The organism is Alteromonas sp. MmMcT2-5 (assembly GCF_022348315.1).
Classification (GTDB): domain Bacteria; phylum Pseudomonadota; class Gammaproteobacteria; order Enterobacterales; family Alteromonadaceae; genus Alteromonas; species Alteromonas macleodii.
This window is the reverse complement of the sequence record NZ_JAKRFB010000003.1, coordinates 29,574-47,816: the sequence shown is the minus strand read 5'-3', so window position 1 is coordinate 47,816 and position 18,243 is coordinate 29,574. Positions and strand designations below refer to the sequence as shown.

Here is an 18,243-nt window from a genome sequence, read left to right as displayed (position 1 = left end):
CCTAACCTCAAAAATAGTACTCTAATGAAAATTGGACGTGGTCATCACGTCTTAAGAAGAAAAATGGATCTTCTTCGTCATTCGATGAAAAGAAATACCCGTCCACTTTCCAGCGCCAGTTGGCAGACAATCGACTGCTTGCCTCAAGATATGCGGAATAGGTGGATTTTTCATCCAAGTCTTTTACAAAACCCAACAATATTTCCGACCCAGCGATATCATTGGCAATAATTCGCAACCCTAACATTAAGTCGTTTTGGCCAATAGCGAAAAAGTTATCATCTCGCTGGTCATACTGATACTCAGCCAAATAACCTAAACCATAACGACTGCCAAGGACGCCCTCTTGGGTATATTCGAATCCAGCAACAACGGCTGTAAAGTCCTCAGACTGCCCTTTACGATAAATACTCTCAAGTTTAAGTAACCATGCGCCGCTCACCTTTAAAAGATCCAAGCCCACTTGATCAATTTGGGCGTAAAAAGGATTTATAGACACTGTTCCATCAGAAGATTGAGTGGTTACCAACTCAGGCTCTCTTGTCGTTCCTGTAAAATATGACAATCCCACTTCCCAATCACCAATTGATGACTGCCAACGCAAGGCATAGTCAACGTTGCTTTCTTCATTGGATGATTCATAAATCGCATCAGAAATTGCCAAAGGTGGACGTATACGCCCTTCACTGCTTTGGAACGTGCGTTCTCTAAAATACGGAAGAACAAAAGCAGAGAAATTGCCGTAGTTGGAAAAATAGGAAAAACTAACCATTGGCTGGCCTAGTTTGTCTTCCCCATCAACCGATTCAACCGCATCAGTCTGGTTAATAATATCAACAAGGTGAAGTGACTCTGTCTGGCCCCAAAAAACCTTACCTATACCAACTTTTGTTTCCCAGTCATCTTGATAGTGTGCCCATTGTAACTCTCGGATGTCGCCATGAGTTCGCTCAGAATCGTGCTCATCAACACGATAAAATGGTTTGAAAATAAGCGTATCTTGCCCTTCGTTGAACTCACTATAGAGCTCAGGAGAGACAAATAGTGAGCTATATGTGCGCTCTTGCTGTGGATATAACGCATCTTGTAAGTAATAACGCAAATCAACGCCGGCTGAACCTGTCACTTCTACCGCATTGATTGAGGGGGTTAAACTTACCGAGAGTGCGAGGCCGAGAATTTTTCTAATCATCTAACTCTCTTTAAACTGTTTTTATCAAAGTCACTGTCTGTTAGTTCTGTATCAAAGGACATCTCTTCAGTTAACAGATACGTTGACTTCCTAGTCTGTACGTTGCGCATAAAGCTTTTCATTGGTCGCCAATACTTATCTTTAAAAAGCTTATAATCAGATAATTCAAGCGTTTTCAACAACGCTTCTTTTTGGTCATAAAATTCTATTTTTTGTACGCGATAATGTGATTTATCTATCCACACTTTTTGGTACGAATAACCAGAAAACTCATATTGAGGAGTTTGCTTTAGAACATAACACTCCTCTCCATTTACTTTTTCTTCACCTAAAAACACATAAGAAAATTTCTCTACCTCAAACGAGGTCATATCTTCAAACGCAAATTCACTCCCGACAAAGGGGCCGCTTTTACTTTTAGATGATATTCTTTTAACTCTCTTCAATGCTGGCAAAAAGATCCATTGTTCATCTGCCTCCAACGCATGTGAAAAGCTGAGAAAAGCAGTACCTTTCACATCACGAGGCGATTCAAAGATAGTTAATGCTTTGTCACCATCGTCCACTACTTCCAATGTCTTAACTTTGAGCTCTCGAGTTGCTTCATTCCCCTGTGCATTTTTCAGCACCATAAGAACCTTAGCTTCGTTTGTACCCCAGCCAATGTCTCTTGCTTTACGCTCTTTTGCTATGGCAATAGCCTTTTCGTCCCCCTGAATCTCTGCAGCTACGCTAAAATGCACCGCGATAAATACGATTAGTAAAAAAAACTTTTTCGATAATCTCTTCATATTAAGACTCCTTATGGACCGTCTTTGAATCTCCCAACCATGCAAGTAAAGCTGGCAAGAAAATAAAATCAACCAATAGCGCCGCCAATATAATGATAATCGTCAACATACCCATATGGGCATTTAAAACGAAACTTGAAGACGCTAGTACTGCAAACCCCATTGCTAGTACAACTGTAGTAGTTGTTAATGCCATACCTACGGTTTCAAACGCATAAACAACACTGTCTGCCGCAGATAATTCTTGTGATTTCGCCACTTGATATTTCGTTAAGAAGTGAACTGTATCGTCGACAATAATGCCCATCGTCATGCTGATTACAACAGACAAGGCCATATTTATTTCACCCGAGATTAGCCCCCAAACACCGAAACCTATTGCAGCAGGTAATAAATTAGTAATTAAACTAATACCGCCCAGTTTTATCGACTTAAGGGCGAATAGTATGAGTATTGATATTAGAACCAGCGCAAATACACTCCCCCAAACCATATTTTTCATATTGCGCTCGCCAATGTGCGCAAACATGAGAGGTGGACTAGCCGCTTCGATACGATACCCGTTTGTCTGGCTTAAAAAGTATGCTTTAGCCTCTTTTTCTAAGGCCGTGATATCTCGACTACCTAGATTATCTATTACCGCAATGACCCGAAGAGCAGACTTATCAATATCAATTTGATTTCCAAGGTCTAACCCAAACGGTAAAGACATCTCATACAACAGCAAATATTGAGAGGCCAACTCTCCGTCTGTAGGTATAACAGCGTAATCAGGGTTATCCCCATTCATGTTTTTGTTCAATCGTTTAAGTGTATCAGTAAATGAGAGGACATGATTAACCTCTTCCCTCGCCCTAAGCCACTCTGCAAACGAGTCAATCTGCTGCAAAAATGTGGGTTCTGTAATGCCGTATGGGGTATCCGTATATATAACGAAATCAATGTTAGACATTCCACCGAGCTTTTCTTCGTTGACTTGCACCGCCTGCCTAAAGGTACTGCGTTCATCGAAATATTTAACTGCCACATCATTTAAAACATTGTTTGTCGCAAATAAACTAATGCCAGCAATTACGATAAGCGATAAAGGAAGTAACTTGCGATGATGCGTATTAACTACTAGCGCCCAATGCTTAAACACAGTATTGCGAATTGCTGTAGAAGCCTTAAGGGGGCGCAAGGTCAGCAGAGAAGGCAGTATCGTAAGTGAAAAAACGCAGGCTAACATTACACCAAGTGCTGTCATATTGCCCAAATGAGCAAGCACTGGCACTGCTGAAAAATTGAGCATGATGAATCCGATTGCAGTCGTGATACTGGTTATAAATATTGGCTTTCTATTTACATCTATACTCTTCTGTATCGCTTCTTTTGTTCCTAGCCCTTGGCTCAGATAATACTTTACGCCGACAATAATATGTATGCAGTCCGCCACAGCAAGGGTAGTGATCATTGTAGGTGCGTTAACAGTGGCGGTACTCAAATAAACGCCGAACCAGCCGGTAATCCCGATGGTAATAGCGACTGACACTAAAACAACAACAATGGTAAATGCTGCGGCCCATAACGAGCGGACAATGAGAGCGATGGCAACAAAAATCAGCAAAAACATAAGTGGAATAAGTGTTTCCGCGTCTTGTTGAGCTGCAACAGCAAATGCGTCGTTCATTACGACCATACCGGTCAGATATATGTTGTGCCCTGGGTACTTGGCTTCATACATGCTTTTCATTTCTTTTGCCGCAGCGGCAATTTCGATAACTTGCTGTGTTTGATCTCCGTCTGGCAACTGAATAGTCGTATCCACCACCGTCACATCAGCTGATCTAGAAATTAAACGACCGTAGAGCTCTGTGCTATTGGTAAGAACATCACCGATATCATTAATAGCCTCTGCACTCAAAGATTGCTGGGTTATTAAATCCTCTACCACCAAATCCCCATCTTCGTCATAGGTATGTTGAAAATTAGATATAGACTCGACTCTTGTAGAAAGGGGCAATTGCCACGCTTGTTCGGTAAGTTCGACGACAAGCTCAAGCGTAGCAGGCTTAAGTACTTCGCCGTCCTCAGGAACAATCATAAACGCTACGTTTTCACTTTTATTGAATATGTTCTGCATTTCTTCAAAGGCGAGCCGCTGAGGATTATCTGGTTCGAAGAACACTTTATAATCGCCTCTAAAATACAAATTCTGAGCCCCAATCATTGCGACCACAGTGACAATGAAAACGAGAGCAAGCGAAATAATAGGCGACCGGATAGCGAAAGGCAGACGGTTATATTTATGGGGCATCACAACGTCCTTAGTCTTGTATAAGGAAATTTTACATTCAAAACAGTAATTAACATAACCCACACAAAAATTTAATTATCCATAAAATTCTCACATGCGTATATTTCACTATAAACAAGCCTCTTTATATTAAGAATAACCCATTGATAAAAATGACGAAACATGTTGTACAGGGCTTGATGTAGCGAATTTTTTTGATCTTTTGTGAATTTGTTGTAGTATAAAAGAACACAACTGGTCAGATGAGCGGATGAGTTATTATGAGTATCAGAACTAGCTTAAAGAAAGTATTACCCCCAATTTCAATCACAGAGCAAGAAGCCTTAGATGCAGGCGACGTGTGGATTGAATCTTCTATTTATCAGGGTAAGCCTGACATGCAGGCACTACGCGATATCCCTCAGGCAAAACTGAGCGCAGAAGAACAAGCATTCATGGACGGTCCAGTAACCGAGTTGCTGAACATGATCGATGATTTTGAACTAGGCAACGGCAAGCACATTCCACAGGACGTTTTAGACTTCCTAGGTAAGAACCGTTTCTTCTCTATGATCATTCCAAAGAAATTTGGTGGTCTTGAGTTCAGCCCGTATGCAAACTCTACAATCGTTGCCACTATCGCAGCGAAAAGCGGTGCAATTGCAGTAACCGTAATGGTTCCTAACTCATTAGGCCCAGGCGAGCTTCTTATGCACTACGGTACGACCGAGCAGCAAGATTACTGGCTACCTCGTTTAGCAGACGGTCGCGATATTCCGTGCTTCGCGCTTACCAGCCCTGAAGCAGGTTCTGACGCAGGTGCGATTCCTGACGCGGCTATCGTGACTAAAGGCGAATTCAACGGTGAAGAAGTGCTTGGTTTACGCGTAAGCTGGGACAAGCGCTACATTACACTTGCACCAATTGCGACCGTACTAGGTCTTGCGTTTAAAGTATTCGATCCAGACCAACTACTTGGCGACAAACTAGAGCTTGGCATTACCTGTGCCCTTCTACCTAAGTCTCACCCAGGTGTTGAGCTTGGTAACCGTCACGACCCAATGGGTGTACGCTTCTACAACGGTACTACTCGTGGTCAAGATGTGTTCATTCCTATGGACTTCATCATTGGTGGTCAAAAGAACATTGGTCGTGGTTGGCAGATGCTAGTTAGCTGTCTAGGTGCAGGTCGTGGTATTTCACTTCCAGCAATGGGCGTAGCGACTGCACAATCTGCATTTAAAGGCACGGTTGAATATTCTTTCGTACGTGAACAGTTTGGTCTTCCAATTGGTCGCTTTGAAGGTATTCAAGAGAAAATGGCAGACATCGCGGGTAAGACGTTCTTACTTGAGGCGATGCGTGTTCTTACAACTGAAGGTCTAGGCCTAGGCGTGAAGCCATCAGTAGTCACCGCTATTGCTAAGTATCACATGACTGAATTAGGTCGTGATGTGATGAACTCTGCTATGGACATCCAGGCAGGTAAAGCGATTCAACGCGGCCCTCAGAATACGTTAGCGGGCGGCTATGCTGCGCTTCCTATCGCGATTACGGTAGAAGGTGCAAACATTCTTACCCGTAACCTGATGATCTTTGGCCAAGGTGCAATGCGTTGTCACCCTTACCTTAAAGACATGGTTGACCTAATCCACAGCAACGAAAGTTCTGCGGATGCAGAGTTCAACAAAGTACTTCGTAAAACAGTTGGCTTCAGCGTTAAAAATGCATTCCGCAGCCTAGGTAAAGGCTACCTTCCTTTCCTACGCGAGAGCGAGTCTGCACTACCAGAAGTTCGCAAGTATGAGAAGCGTGTTAACAGCATTTCTGCAAAACTAGCTCCACTTGCTGACTTGTCACTTGCTGTGTTAGGCGGTGACCTTAAGAAAGCTGAGCTTTTATCAGCACGTTTAGGTGACGTAATGAGCTACCTATACGGTGCAATGGCGGCAATTCGTTTCTACGAGCAGCGCATTGAAGACAGAAAACTTGCGCTACCGTATTTCGAATACGCTATGCAGTGGTCTTTACAACAAGCTGATCAGGCAATTGTCAACTTTATCAACAATTTCCCGAACACGGCGACACGTGGTCTAATGCGTCTTCTTACAAATACCTACACCAATAGTGTTGCGGGTATCAGCGATGACCTAGTGCGAGAGCTTTCTATCGCGTCTATGCAAGATAACAGCGTGAAAGAGCAGCTTACTCACCTTGTTCGCGTTACGCCTGGAGATGGCAACGACATCAACGAGCAAGCGTTTAAAGCGAAGCACGCGGTAGCGCACCTTCTTGGCAAAGTGCAAAAAGCACTTCGCAAAGAGCCTGTAGTGCCGTTCATTTCTTTTGAACATGCACTTAACAAGCTTCAAGAAAAAGGCGTAGTAACGGCTGATGAAGCTGCTAAGCTTCACGACTATAACGAAAAACGCAAGCTAGCAGTTCGTGTAGACGAATACACGTTCGATATGGAACTTGTTCCAGCGTCTCAAACGCTTAAAGCAATCGACGGCGGTCAAAACGCTGCGTAAACTGTCATAATTGCAGTAACTTGATTAACGAAGCCCCATCCTTGAGATGGGGCTTTTTATTTGCCCGTTAAATTACCTTTCTATTGTTTCGTTCGTACTCTACCCTTAGCTTATCGTGGTTTTCTTAAACAAGGATTTGTAAAGTGAAAACGATGCGCTTTATTGGCATTCAAACCGTTTCAACATTCTTTATTCTCTTTATCTCGTCGCTGCTATTCAATTCAAACGCCAGTGCCCAGCACGATGATACTAACTTCGTCATTGGAGAACTAACTCATCCTCGAGTAAGTAGCTTCTATAAACCCCTAATAGCACGTGCGTATCAAGATATCGGCATTGAGGTTACATTCGAAAAAGTGGGTGGGGAAAGAGGCTTACGGCTTTTGAATGAAGGAATGACAGATGCAGATATTACTCGCTATGACGTAGTGTCTCAGCCTGACAATAACATTGTAATTGTCCCTCCAGCACTGTCTCATGGCACATCATTTCTATTGTGTATACGGGGAGCTGAGTGCAGTAAAAGCATCATTCAACAACCAGATAAGGCAATAGCCGTCACTATCCGATTTTTCTTCAATATGCACGCCAAACCTGGCGAGTTAAATGCCAACATCTTTGAATTTGATGACTTTCACCACGTCATAAATTTACTGCTCAACGGGCGATTTGGCTACGCTATTTTACCGAGTGACTATTCTGAAGAAGCCATTTTCGATCAATCTGGAATTGAGTATATACCTCTAGTGGAACACGAATTGGTACACGTTATTCATAAGAAACATAGCCACTTAATTGACCAACTTTCTGCAGCAATCGCCAAGCAGCTTCAGCTACTCAAAGCCGCGGAGAGTGAATAAATAGAAAACGCCCGCATCAATTGCGGGCGTTAATTGAACAATAACTAGTATCTTCGCACTAGATATTTGCTCGTTAGTCGAACATATATTTAAGCGACAGTACCGTAGTACGACCATTTAGCGGTCTTCCGCGGACATAATCACCTGTTGAAATCTCTCCAAAAGGTGTTCCTTCTACTTCAGTTACTACAAATTCGTCTGTAGCATTGTTCATGTTTAACGACACTGAAAACTGGTCATTAACCCAATACGTAGCGAATAAGTTTACAAGGTTATAGCCTTCTTGTTTCAGGTCATTATTATCTTGTACGTAGTACTCTGTCGAACCTTGCAGCGAAGCACCAACTGACCAATTGTCAGTGACATACTCAGGTGTAATAGTCCAGATCAAATCAGCTTGACGTCGAGGCGTATTTCCTACGAGCGATTGGTCATTAACATCTTTACTGATTTCAGCATCTGTCCATGTTAAGTTACCTGACATCACAAAATTGTCAGTTGCATTCCAACGACCTTCTAGCTCAAGACCAGTTGCTTCGTATTCACGCATGAAAGTTAGACCACTTGTTACTTCTGCTTGCGTATCTTCAGTAACAGTATCAAACAAAGTAGCGTTAACCATTAGGTCTTTAGTACCGTACTTGTAACCAATTTCGAACTGCTTGGTTGTGTCGTAACCTGAAGTTGTGCTTGTTAGGCTACCATCCGCGTTCAACGTACCGCCAATTTGAAGTAGGCGGTCAGCAATGGCACGGCCACCTTTTGAGTAACGGGCAAAAAATGTCTGACTGGCGCTTAGCAGGTACGAACCACCGATTGAATAAGACGTATTATTCGCGCTGTAATCAACAATTTGAGATGACGCACCTGCGCGATTTAAGTTGATAACACCACCGCTAACGAAGCCGCTGTTGATTGCTGAAGCATCTTCAATTTGCTCAATAGTTCCGTTACCGTTTAGGTCGAAGTCAGCATTTCCGCCGCAGCACGAGCTGATGAGTTCACCTGAAGCTTCGGTCGTGTCATGACGTACCGATGCATCAATAAGAATGTTATCTGAAAATTCAAAACCAACGTTCATGTACGGCGCTTTTGTTACATAGTTTAAGTCCCACTCCCACGAAAGGAAGCTTGGTGACAATAAACCGTTTGAAACAAGTTCCACGCCATCGCCATCTGTAATTGTTAGAAGCTGTGAATTGTCACCGTCTAGAGTTTGTATAAATGTCTGCCAGCTTGACCAGCTTGTGGCGATGTCCTGGTTTGAGTAGTAATAACCTACTGTGAGGTCGATACCATTATCAAATTCTTTACGCAAGCTGAAATCGTTGATCATGTTACCCAGATCGTTGATTCTTGTGTCGAACTGAAGGTTTGTAAATGCTTGTCCTGTGTACACTTCACCAGCGCCAGGTCCGTTCGCGAGTACAACACTTGTGCTGTCGCAATTCAGCGCATTACCGTCACCGTCAGTAGCGCCGGCACAAAGTGCAGAAGCGAAATTCGATACATCGCCAGGGCCCGCTGGGAATCCATCAGTAAATGGAGCAATAAAACCACCTGAGATATCTGAAATACGGAACTTGTTTAATAAGAACAAGTTTTCAGCCACTTCGAGGTCAACTTCAACGCCAAATGAGTTTACTTTTGATTCGATGCCATCGCGAACGTCGCGATTCTCTGGATTACCATAGCTGTCAAAAGTAGAAATGTTTGTGTTGTAAGCTGAGTTTAATGCCTGTGAGCTGGCATCGTAACCAGGTACTGGGCCATATTCACCATCGCCTTTCACCAATACCGGAGAAGGAAGGTATGTTGATACTTTGTCATCGAGGTTTTTATAGAAGAAACGGATGTGACCGTTATCTAGCATCTTAGTGATATTGAACTTAACCTGACCGCCTTGATCGCCATTGTATCCCGTTTCTCGCGGGCCCTCTCCACCACGGGCAAAGCCAGCAATGTGGTAGTAAAGGTCGTCGCTAATTTCACCGCCATAGCGAAAATCTAAACGAAACTCTTCGTAATCGACGCCAAATGACGTTCCAATGGCACCGCCACCTACTTCGCCCGTGTTACTGATCAGGTTAATAACACCGCCTGGCGAGTTACTTGCGAATGTTGACGCTGAACCACCGCGCACTGCTTCCACATTCGCTACTGACCAGTCGTAGCGTAAAAAGTTATCGGCATTGCCAAAGTTAATATCACCATATTCTAAAACAGGTAAACCGTCTTCATGGATTTGCAAGAATTTAGAACCACCCGTCGCAAGTGGAATACCGCGAATAGTAATATTTGCGTTACCGCCACCGCCTGAAGACTCGGCACGAATACCGGGTAACGCGCGAAATACCTCAGCGGTAGAACGGGGAGCTAGTTTAAGAATATCGTCTTCGTCGAATGCACTTACAGAAACACTAGCTTCTTGCATCGTTGCACCACCCGGTGCAGCGGTAACCACAATCTGTTCGAATTTTTCTTTCGACTTTGCGTCAGCATCAGCTGTTGATGATTCCTGTGCGATAACCGAGCCCGAAAAAGCGGCGCAAATCGCTAGGGTCAAAGCGTTGAGTGTGTGATTTTTGTTCATTTTTTCTCCGGCAATGTGTTGAATTTGTTAAATCCAAGGTAGCCTCTGCCCCTTTAACGTAGGGAGGCGGCAACACAATTCAAACTTAATCGATTAAGAATTTATAACAAAGGAACAACATTGTAAACATCCTGTGAAGAATTTTTACTCTTGCGCAGCGCCTTATTTAACTTTTATATACTAAAGTTTTAGCTATATTTAGCAGTTCACATCGCAGATAAGAAACAAAAAGCAATATCGATTAAGAACACTACATTTTCAGGTATTTAGAACGAACTGTGAAAAACATAGATAGACTAAAAGCGGGTTGCTTTAGTCGAATTTTAAAATGCCCCCGTCATATGCATTATATTTAGCCTATACTACAATCATTTAGTGCACTTAAGTTTGTACGCTTCCCGCTACTCTGTACGACTAAATTTGCTTTTGAAGTAATGCATTAAATTTGAATCACAATGTAATTAAGGCTTTATCCGGTTGAACACGTATCAAGAATCGATATCACAAACTGAAATAGAACGAGACACAACCGACATGCTAATTGGCAATAGCTTTGTCGGCTTCTTGATGACGATATTTGCCTTTTCTGGCCTGGTATTTTTCTTTGAAAGCGACTCCCCTTCAACATTTGCAAATAAACTACAGATTTGGGGAGTAATGGTGTGCGTCTCACTTCTGAGGCTAATTGATGCATTATATTGGCGCACTAATTTGGCAGGAAAAGCTTATAACCCGCGCCCTGCTTTGATTCGGTTTTCGACCGGTCTCTATGTTACGGGTTGTATTTGGGCGCTTTATTCAGTGCTTTTCTATTCATCCATGACAACTGTCGAACTAGCAGCGACTATGGTTGTACTCGCCGCTATGTCCGGAGGAGCTGGAACCGTCCTGTCTCCGAACATAAAACTCGTCGGATTCTACTCTACTGCTCTTCTTGTACCTATGTCGTTATGTGCGTTAATAGATGCTAGCGGGAAATTTTTTGTTTTAGGTGTGCTTGGCTTGGTTTTCTGGTTTGGTATTTTCGCCAGTGCTTTTCGCTACCATCGCTTTTTCATCAGTACGTTACACCTTAAAGCTAAGAATAATAGTTTGATGGAACAGATGCGTATTGAGCGTAGTGAAACAGTTAAAGTAAACAAACTACTCATAGCTTCAAACGAAAAGCTCGATGCATCTAACGCCAACCTTGAAGCGGAAGTGGAAAGAAGAACGGCGGATTTATATCGGTTGTCTAACAGAGATCCACTGACAAATTTGCTTAATCGCAATGGCTTTCTCAAGCATCTCAACAATTTGATAGACACTACACGTGCCCTTGATAACTCGCTCGCCCTTTTATTTATCGACTTAGACGGATTCAAGCAAGTTAACGACAGTTTAGGACATAAAGTCGGCGATATTGTCCTTGCCGAAATTGCCAACAGACTTCGTAACTATACGGAAGAAAATCACCTAGGAAGATGGGGAGGAGACGAATTCGTCGCCGTAATTCCTTATGCTAATGTTGATACCGCAAAGGCCGTAGCACACGCTATGCGCAGTGGCGTCACTATTCCCATTATTGCGAACGACAATCAGGTAACGTTAGACGCCACTATCGGCATCGCTATGTTCCCCGTTCATGGCGACAGCGCTGTTGATTTAATTCAACAGGCCGACCTGACTATGTATGATCAAAAGCGTAAGCAAAGAGGCTCTATTGGCGTATTTAACGAAACGTTGCACAACGAAATAAAGCGAGAGCAGCGCCTTTGTGAACGCTTAAGATTAGCCATTGAAAATAGTGAGTTTACTGTTTTTTATCAACCTATCATTGACGTCACGACAAACTCCTTGTCGTCAGTAGAAGCGCTTTTACGGTGGAACTGCGACGGAGAAAATATCTCTCCTGCGGTATTTATCCCCCTTGCAGAGCGCAGCGGGCTAATGCCAGAAATAGGTGCGTGGGTATTAAATAGAGCGCTTATCGACCTTTCGCATTGGCAGTTCAAACCCGGTCTCGCAATGTCGATAAATGTATCAGTCGCGCAGCTGCTCGATGACAGCTTCTTTAAAGTTTTAGACAATGCCCTCAGCACAACTAAAATTTCACCAGAACGCCTCTATCTAGAAATAACTGAAAGCGTATTCGCTATTGATAAAGATCTAGTGACTAAACGAGTGAGCGAACTTGTAGCCCGTGATGTCAAAATATCAATTGATGACTTTGGTACAGGTTATTCATCTTTAAACCGTCTTCAATCTATGCCATTCAATTTTATTAAAATTGACCGCTCTTTTATACAGAATAGCTCTGAAGAGAGTGATACCATAATAAGAGCAACACTTTTAATGGCTAAAGAGTTTGGCTGTAAAACCATTGCAGAGGGCATCGAAACTGAGCAGCAAAGGCAACATTTATCGCAGCTTGGAACCGATTATTTGCAAGGCTTTTACTTCGCTAGACCAATGAACGCCAACGACCTTATTTCTTGGTATAACGAAAACTACTAATAACCATGGCTCAACTTTATTTTTATTACTCTGCAATGAACGCAGGGAAGTCTACATCACTCCTCCAATCAGCTTATAACTACCGTGAACGCGGTATGCATTCAGTGATTTATACCGCAGCGCTTGATGATCGATACGGCGTTGGGAAAGTCACTTCTCGTATCGGCTTACAAGCAGATGCCAAGCTATACGCAAAAGGCGATGACTTGTTTGCCTCAATAAGCAAAGACTGCGAAGCGTTAAAGCCCGACTGCATTTTTATTGACGAAGCACAGTTCTTAACAAAGGCACAAGTAAAGCAGCTAGTGGACGTAGTTGATGAACTTGATGTGCCGGTACTAGCCTACGGCCTGCGTACCGACTTTTTAGGTGAAACCTTTGAAGGCAGTCATTATTTGCTGGCTTGGGCAGATAAACTATCTGAACTAAAAACCGTTTGCCATTGCGGTAAAAAAGCAAGTTTCGTGGTGCGTTTAGACGAAAATGGCAATGCAGTAAAAAATGGTGATCAAGTACAAATTGGCGGCAACGACACCTATGAATCAATGTGTCGCAAGCATTTTAAAGAACTGGTTTGGGACTAAACCCCAACGTCAAGTAACCTAACTAACATAAGCGGTCATTGAACCTCATATCTGTTGCGGGCTATAGCATTTATTGTCCGCTTCTCATTCTCTAAAAAATTTGCCACTCCCCCTTCTGCTCTTTGCCAGATTTCAATCGGCGTTATCCAAACTTTCTCGGTACTATTTAGAGGTAGCAAGAAAAAGCATTAAGCATTCTTGCTAGCCACGAGTAGCCGTTTATGCCCTATATTTGAAAACACTTTTCTTAAACAATTAAGAAAACACTTGCGTATGAGTAAAACAACTACTATTGTTAAAACGTTGTAAATAATAAAACCTTTGTTTAACACACTCAGCAAGGTATGACTCATGAAGCACACCAGTACGTTTAAACCTGCGTTAATCGCTATTTCAATTACCGCCGCCCTTAACAGCGGTTCAGTAGTAGCACAAGACACACCAGACGACGAACAAGTAGAAATTATTCAAGTTTCGGGGATTCGAGGCTCTTTGATGCGCGCCCAAGCGGTGAAAATGGACAACGACTCCATTGTTGAGGCCATTTCCGCAGAAGACATTGGTAAGCTTCCAGACTCTTCAATCGCAGAATCACTTGCCCGCTTGCCAGGCCTTTCAGGCGAGCGCGTTGGGGGACGAACGTCTGGTATTTCGGTACGTGGCTTCAAAGAAGACTTTACCGGCACCTCGCTGAACGGACGAGAGCTTATCGGTATTGGCGATAACCGTGGCGTAGAGTACGACTTATACCCTGCTGAAATCATGACAGGTGCCACAATTTACAAAACCTCTGACGCTTCGCTTATTGTCCAAGGTATTGGCGGTACAGTAGACTTGCAAACGGTACGCCCTCTAGCAGCCCAGGAAACCCTTACCGTCACTGGGGTCTACGAACTTGGTGGCAACGATTCAGATAATCCAGAGTTCGACAATAGCGGCAACCGTTTTGCCCTTTCCTTTGTAGAAAAGTTTGCAGATGACACGGTAGGTCTCGCACTTGCCATTGCATCAACGGAGTCCCCCAGAAACGAGAGAAAATACGGTGTTTGGGGATATGGTGAGAATGACGATGGTCAGGTGCTTCCGTTTGGTTTAGACACTCAGGCCATTAGCCGCGTGCTAGAACGCGACACGATTTCAGCCATTCTTCAATGGCGTCCCACCGATAGACTAGACATTGTTTTTGATGCGCTAGATATTGATTATTCCGACTCAGGTGTGATTCGCGGTTTCATCGAACCCTTCGCTGCGGCAAATGTAAGTGGTACAGGCATTAACAACTCGGGCACGCAAGTTAACGCGAATCCAGTACTGCGTACAGATCCCGCGCAAAAAGATGGCGAGCTTCAAACCTTCGGTTTAAATATCAAATACGACATAACCGATGAGTGGTCTCTTACTTTAGATGTGGCAGACAGTGAGTCGAACAAACGTGACTTGCGTGGTGAATCATACGCTGGTTTAGCGCGTTCTGGTGCGCTCGGCGAAGGGCAATTAGGTTCACGTCAATTCGAAATGAGCACAGATGGTATTTACTTTACCGGCAGTAGCGGCCTTGATGCATTCTCTGATCCCACCATGTTACAGCTTGCGGGTCCTCAAGTTTGGGGGGGCGGTATGGCTAACATTGCCGATCAGTTTACCACCGATGTTTTACAGGCAAATGGTCAACCTTACAGCTATTTCAACGCCCAAGACGGCTTCCTGAACTTTGCTGATTTTGAAGAAGAGTTGACCACAATACGTTTTGAGGCAGTTGGTTATGTAGATTGGGGAATCTTCAACACTTTTACGGCCGGCGTAAACTATAGCGACCGATACAAAGCAAAAGATAACAAAGGTTTCTTCGCAACCGCTTCATCTTATCCATTTTCTGAAGCGATCCCTGAGCAGTATCTGTACAACGGCTTAGCTGACTTAACCTGGGCTGGCATGGGTTACGTTGTAGCCTACGACGGCTTTGCCCCTTACAACGATGGTGAATATACGCTTAATGATGCAGGGCTTCTAGAGCCTGATCGTTTAGGTGATACCTACACCATTGATGAAGAAGTAACTACATTATACGCCCAGCTAGACTTTGAGACTGAAGTTCAAGGTTTCAATGTAAAAGGTAACGTGGGTGCACAATATGTACAAACGGACCAAAGCTCAACGGGTTTCATTGGTATTGTAGGCCCGAACTTTGCCGTGTGTGACGACGATGGCAACGAAGTGGTTGATGCGGACTGTATTATTACCGATGGCGATGATTACTCTCACTTCCTCCCTAGCCTGAACGTAAGTGTCGAACTTAATGAGAATCGCTATTTGCGTTTTGCGGCATCGAAAACCATTAGTCGAGCACGTATCGACCAAATGAAAGCGTCGGGCTTTGTTAAGTTTGATCAAAATATTGAACTGATTGCCACAGAAAATTCTGAGGCAGCGGTGAGAGAGTTCGGGTCGCCTTGGTCTAAATTTACAGGTAACCCAACCCTTCGTCCGTTAGAAGCCAACAACTTTGACATTTCATTTGAAAACTACTTCGATGAAGAAGGTTATGTCTCAATTGCGCTTTTCTATAAAGATTTGGTTAATTGGACCCGCGACGGTAACCAGCTTATTGATTTCACGAACGACGTGACCAATGACGGTGCTAACTACTTCATCCCTGGATTCCATGACAGGATAGTGGACGTTGCGGGTAACTACGGCCCGCAAGACACGCCTTACGAAGTGGGCGATTTAGTAACTCCGCCAGACCAGGGCTTCTATTCATTCTTCGAAGATGGCCTAAAAGGTGAAATGAAAGGGGTTGAGCTAACGGCCAATGTTCCTTTGAGAATGCTCACTGACTCTCTGGATGGATTTGGTATTGCCGCTTCTGCGACAATCCTAGATGCGGAGCTTGAAGATGGAACAGCCATTCCAGGCCAATCAGACAATACGTACAGCATTACAGCGTACTATGAGATGAACGGCTTTGAGATTAGGGTTGCGGCAACCGATCGTTCTGAGTTCCTTACGTATCAGCGTGGAGGTTCAAACAAAATTGAGCCTGCAACTCGTAACGCCGTTACCCAAGTCGATGCTCAAATTAGCTACGATTTTGCAGATAGCGGAATTGAGTACTTGGAAGGGCTAAGAGTGTCGTTACAAGGCGTAAACCTGACTGATGAGAAAGAAGAAACCATTGATGATGCGGGCATTGTTACGCTCCGCCGCGAGTTTGGTCCTTCTTATATGCTAAACCTCAACTATTCGTTCTATTAAAAGGGACCATCCCTTTTGAACGCACGAAAATAATGGCACGCACCTTTAGATAGTGGATACGTGCCTTGCATTACTGCCATGTAAAGTGTGGCAGTAATGCGCAACTCTGATACTGTTTAATTTCACCCTTCTTTTATTGCAGAGCCTTTAATGACAACACCACACCGAATTGTTATTGCTGGAGGCGGCACAGCAGGTTGGATGGCTGCCAACCTTTTAGCTCACCGCTGGGCTAATCAAGCTGTGACCATCACACTCATAGAATCAGAAGACATTGGCACTATAGGCGTAGGCGAAGGCTCGACACCTACTCTCAAGCGTTTCTTTCAAACTCTTGATATTCCTGAGTATGATTGGATGGAAGAGTGCCAAGCAACGTATAAAGTTAATATCAAGTTCACGGGCTGGAATGGCAATGATTCACACAGCTATTCTCACCCCTTTATTAGCCAGTTAGATGTTTTTAGTGAACGGGCATTTCACGTTAACGCCTTAACCAGAAGACTGGGCCTCGATGTTGAAACTCGACCTGATAAGTTTCTTATGGCTGGGTATTTGGCAAAGAAAAACCTTGCCCCTCTTCCCTCACATAATTTTCCATTCGATATAGAATACGGCTACCACTTTGACTCTCTAAAACTTGGACGATTTTTACGCGAGCGCGCTAAATCAAAAGGCGTATATCACGTTGTTGGTAATATTGAATCGGTGCATACCTCACCATCTGGCGACATTTCACATCTCGTCTGTCAAGACGGACAAAAACTTGATGGAGACCTGTTCATAGATTGCACGGGTTTTTCGGGGCTCCTTTTACAAAAGACGCTAGGCGTACCGTTTAGGGACTTTAGTGACAACCTATTCAATGACTCGGCCGTTGTGTTGCCTACACCAGCATGCGCTAATTTACCGGTTGAAACTGAATCGGTTGCCATGTCGAACGGTTGGCGTTGGCAGATACCGCTTCGCAACCGCACGGGAAACGGGTATGTGTATAGCCAGGAGTACCAAGAGAAAGACGCTGCAGAATGTGAATTGCGACGCGCATTGGGGATGGAAAATACCGACGTTGAAGCAAAGCATTTATCTATGCGTGTAGGTCAATGTGAAAGGCACTGGGAGAAGAATTGTCTTGCACTAGGCTTGTCGCAAGGGTTTATTGAACCTTTAGAAGCAACCGCACTACACCTAGTTCAAACGAGCATCGAGCTTTTCGCGGACAACTATTCGTTCAACGAAACAAGTGCTCAACAGAGACAGGCGTTTAATCGGGAAGTTTCAGAGCGCTTTGAACGCGTCCGAGATTATATCGTGTGTCATTACAAGCTAAACGGGCGCAACGACAGTGACTATTGGAGAGACAACAGAGCTAACATGAAGCTGTCCGAATCACTGCTTAGTTTACTTGATGTGTGGTACAGAAAAGGGGATATTGTTGAGGAAATAAAGCGCCAAGGTATTGGTCGACATTTCAGCACTACGTCGTGGCACTGTTTGTTGTCTGGCTATGGTGTATACCCGCCACCGGCACTCAATCAGCCCGCTTCTTTGAAGGAAAGCGGCGATCTTTTTGAAGAAAAGAAACTTGCCGCATTTTTCAATCGCTGCTCGTTAAACTTTGATAAGCAATCTACCTTATTTAACGCGGGCTGAACCTCTTGGCTCA

10 protein-coding genes are annotated in these 18,243 nt (G+C 43.8%); 6 read left to right on the top strand and 4 right to left on the bottom strand.

Annotation, left to right across the window (positions count from 1 at the left end; translation table 11 throughout):
* Positions 1-7 precede the first annotated feature (7 nt).
* From MHN09_RS03740 to MHN09_RS03730, 3 genes are read right to left on the bottom strand one after another with little or no spacing between them, the layout of a single operon-like run.
* Positions 8-1,192 (bottom strand): hypothetical protein, encoded by a 1,185-nt coding sequence (locus MHN09_RS03740; protein ID WP_239239183.1) that lies wholly within the window; start codon positions 1,190-1,192, stop codon positions 8-10.
* Positions 1,189-1,983: an outer membrane lipoprotein-sorting protein gene (locus tag MHN09_RS03735; RefSeq protein ID WP_239239181.1), complete on the bottom strand. Its 795-nt coding sequence runs from the start codon at positions 1,981-1,983 to the stop codon at positions 1,189-1,191. Before MHN09_RS03735 ends, MHN09_RS03740 begins: the two co-directional genes overlap by 4 nt.
* Before the next feature lies 1 nt (position 1,984).
* Positions 1,985-4,279, bottom strand: a complete 2,295-nt coding sequence (locus MHN09_RS03730; protein WP_239239177.1) for an MMPL family transporter — start codon at positions 4,277-4,279, stop codon at positions 1,985-1,987.
* A gap of 260 nt (positions 4,280-4,539) precedes the next feature.
* Here MHN09_RS03730 and MHN09_RS03725 point away from each other — a divergent pair, with 260 nt between their 5' ends.
* Both MHN09_RS03725 and MHN09_RS03720 read left to right on the top strand, forming a co-directional pair.
* Positions 4,540-6,789 carry an acyl-CoA dehydrogenase gene (locus MHN09_RS03725; RefSeq protein ID WP_014950257.1) on the top strand — a complete coding sequence of 750 codons (2,250 nt, stop codon included), beginning with the start codon at positions 4,540-4,542 and terminating at the stop codon, positions 6,787-6,789.
* Between the two features lie 152 nt (positions 6,790-6,941).
* Positions 6,942-7,649 (top strand): hypothetical protein, encoded by a 708-nt coding sequence (locus tag MHN09_RS03720; RefSeq protein WP_239239283.1) that lies wholly within the window; start codon positions 6,942-6,944, stop codon positions 7,647-7,649.
* A 73-nt stretch (positions 7,650-7,722) separates the two neighbouring features.
* Here the strand turns inward: MHN09_RS03720 and MHN09_RS03715 are convergent, their stop codons facing one another.
* Positions 7,723-10,242 (bottom strand): TonB-dependent receptor, encoded by a 2,520-nt coding sequence (locus MHN09_RS03715; protein ID WP_049587167.1) that lies wholly within the window; start codon positions 10,240-10,242, stop codon positions 7,723-7,725.
* Positions 10,243-10,719: 477 nt separating this feature from the next.
* Between MHN09_RS03715 and MHN09_RS03710 the strand changes: the two genes are divergently transcribed.
* From MHN09_RS03710 to MHN09_RS03695, 4 genes are all read left to right on the top strand, one after another.
* Positions 10,720-12,738, top strand: coding sequence for a bifunctional diguanylate cyclase/phosphodiesterase (locus MHN09_RS03710; RefSeq protein WP_049587166.1), 2,019 nt, complete (start codon positions 10,720-10,722; stop codon positions 12,736-12,738).
* 5 nt (positions 12,739-12,743) lie between these two features.
* Positions 12,744-13,322 (top strand): thymidine kinase, encoded by a 579-nt coding sequence (locus tag MHN09_RS03705; protein WP_014950261.1) that lies wholly within the window; start codon positions 12,744-12,746, stop codon positions 13,320-13,322.
* Between the two features lie 351 nt (positions 13,323-13,673).
* On the top strand, positions 13,674-16,577 hold the full coding sequence (locus MHN09_RS03700) for a TonB-dependent receptor (RefSeq protein WP_049587165.1): 2,904 nt from the start codon (positions 13,674-13,676) through the stop codon (positions 16,575-16,577).
* A gap of 150 nt (positions 16,578-16,727) precedes the next feature.
* Complete coding sequence (locus tag MHN09_RS03695; protein WP_049587163.1) at positions 16,728-18,230, top strand: tryptophan halogenase family protein; 1,503 nt, start codon at positions 16,728-16,730, stop codon at positions 18,228-18,230.
* Positions 18,231-18,243 lie beyond the last annotated feature (13 nt).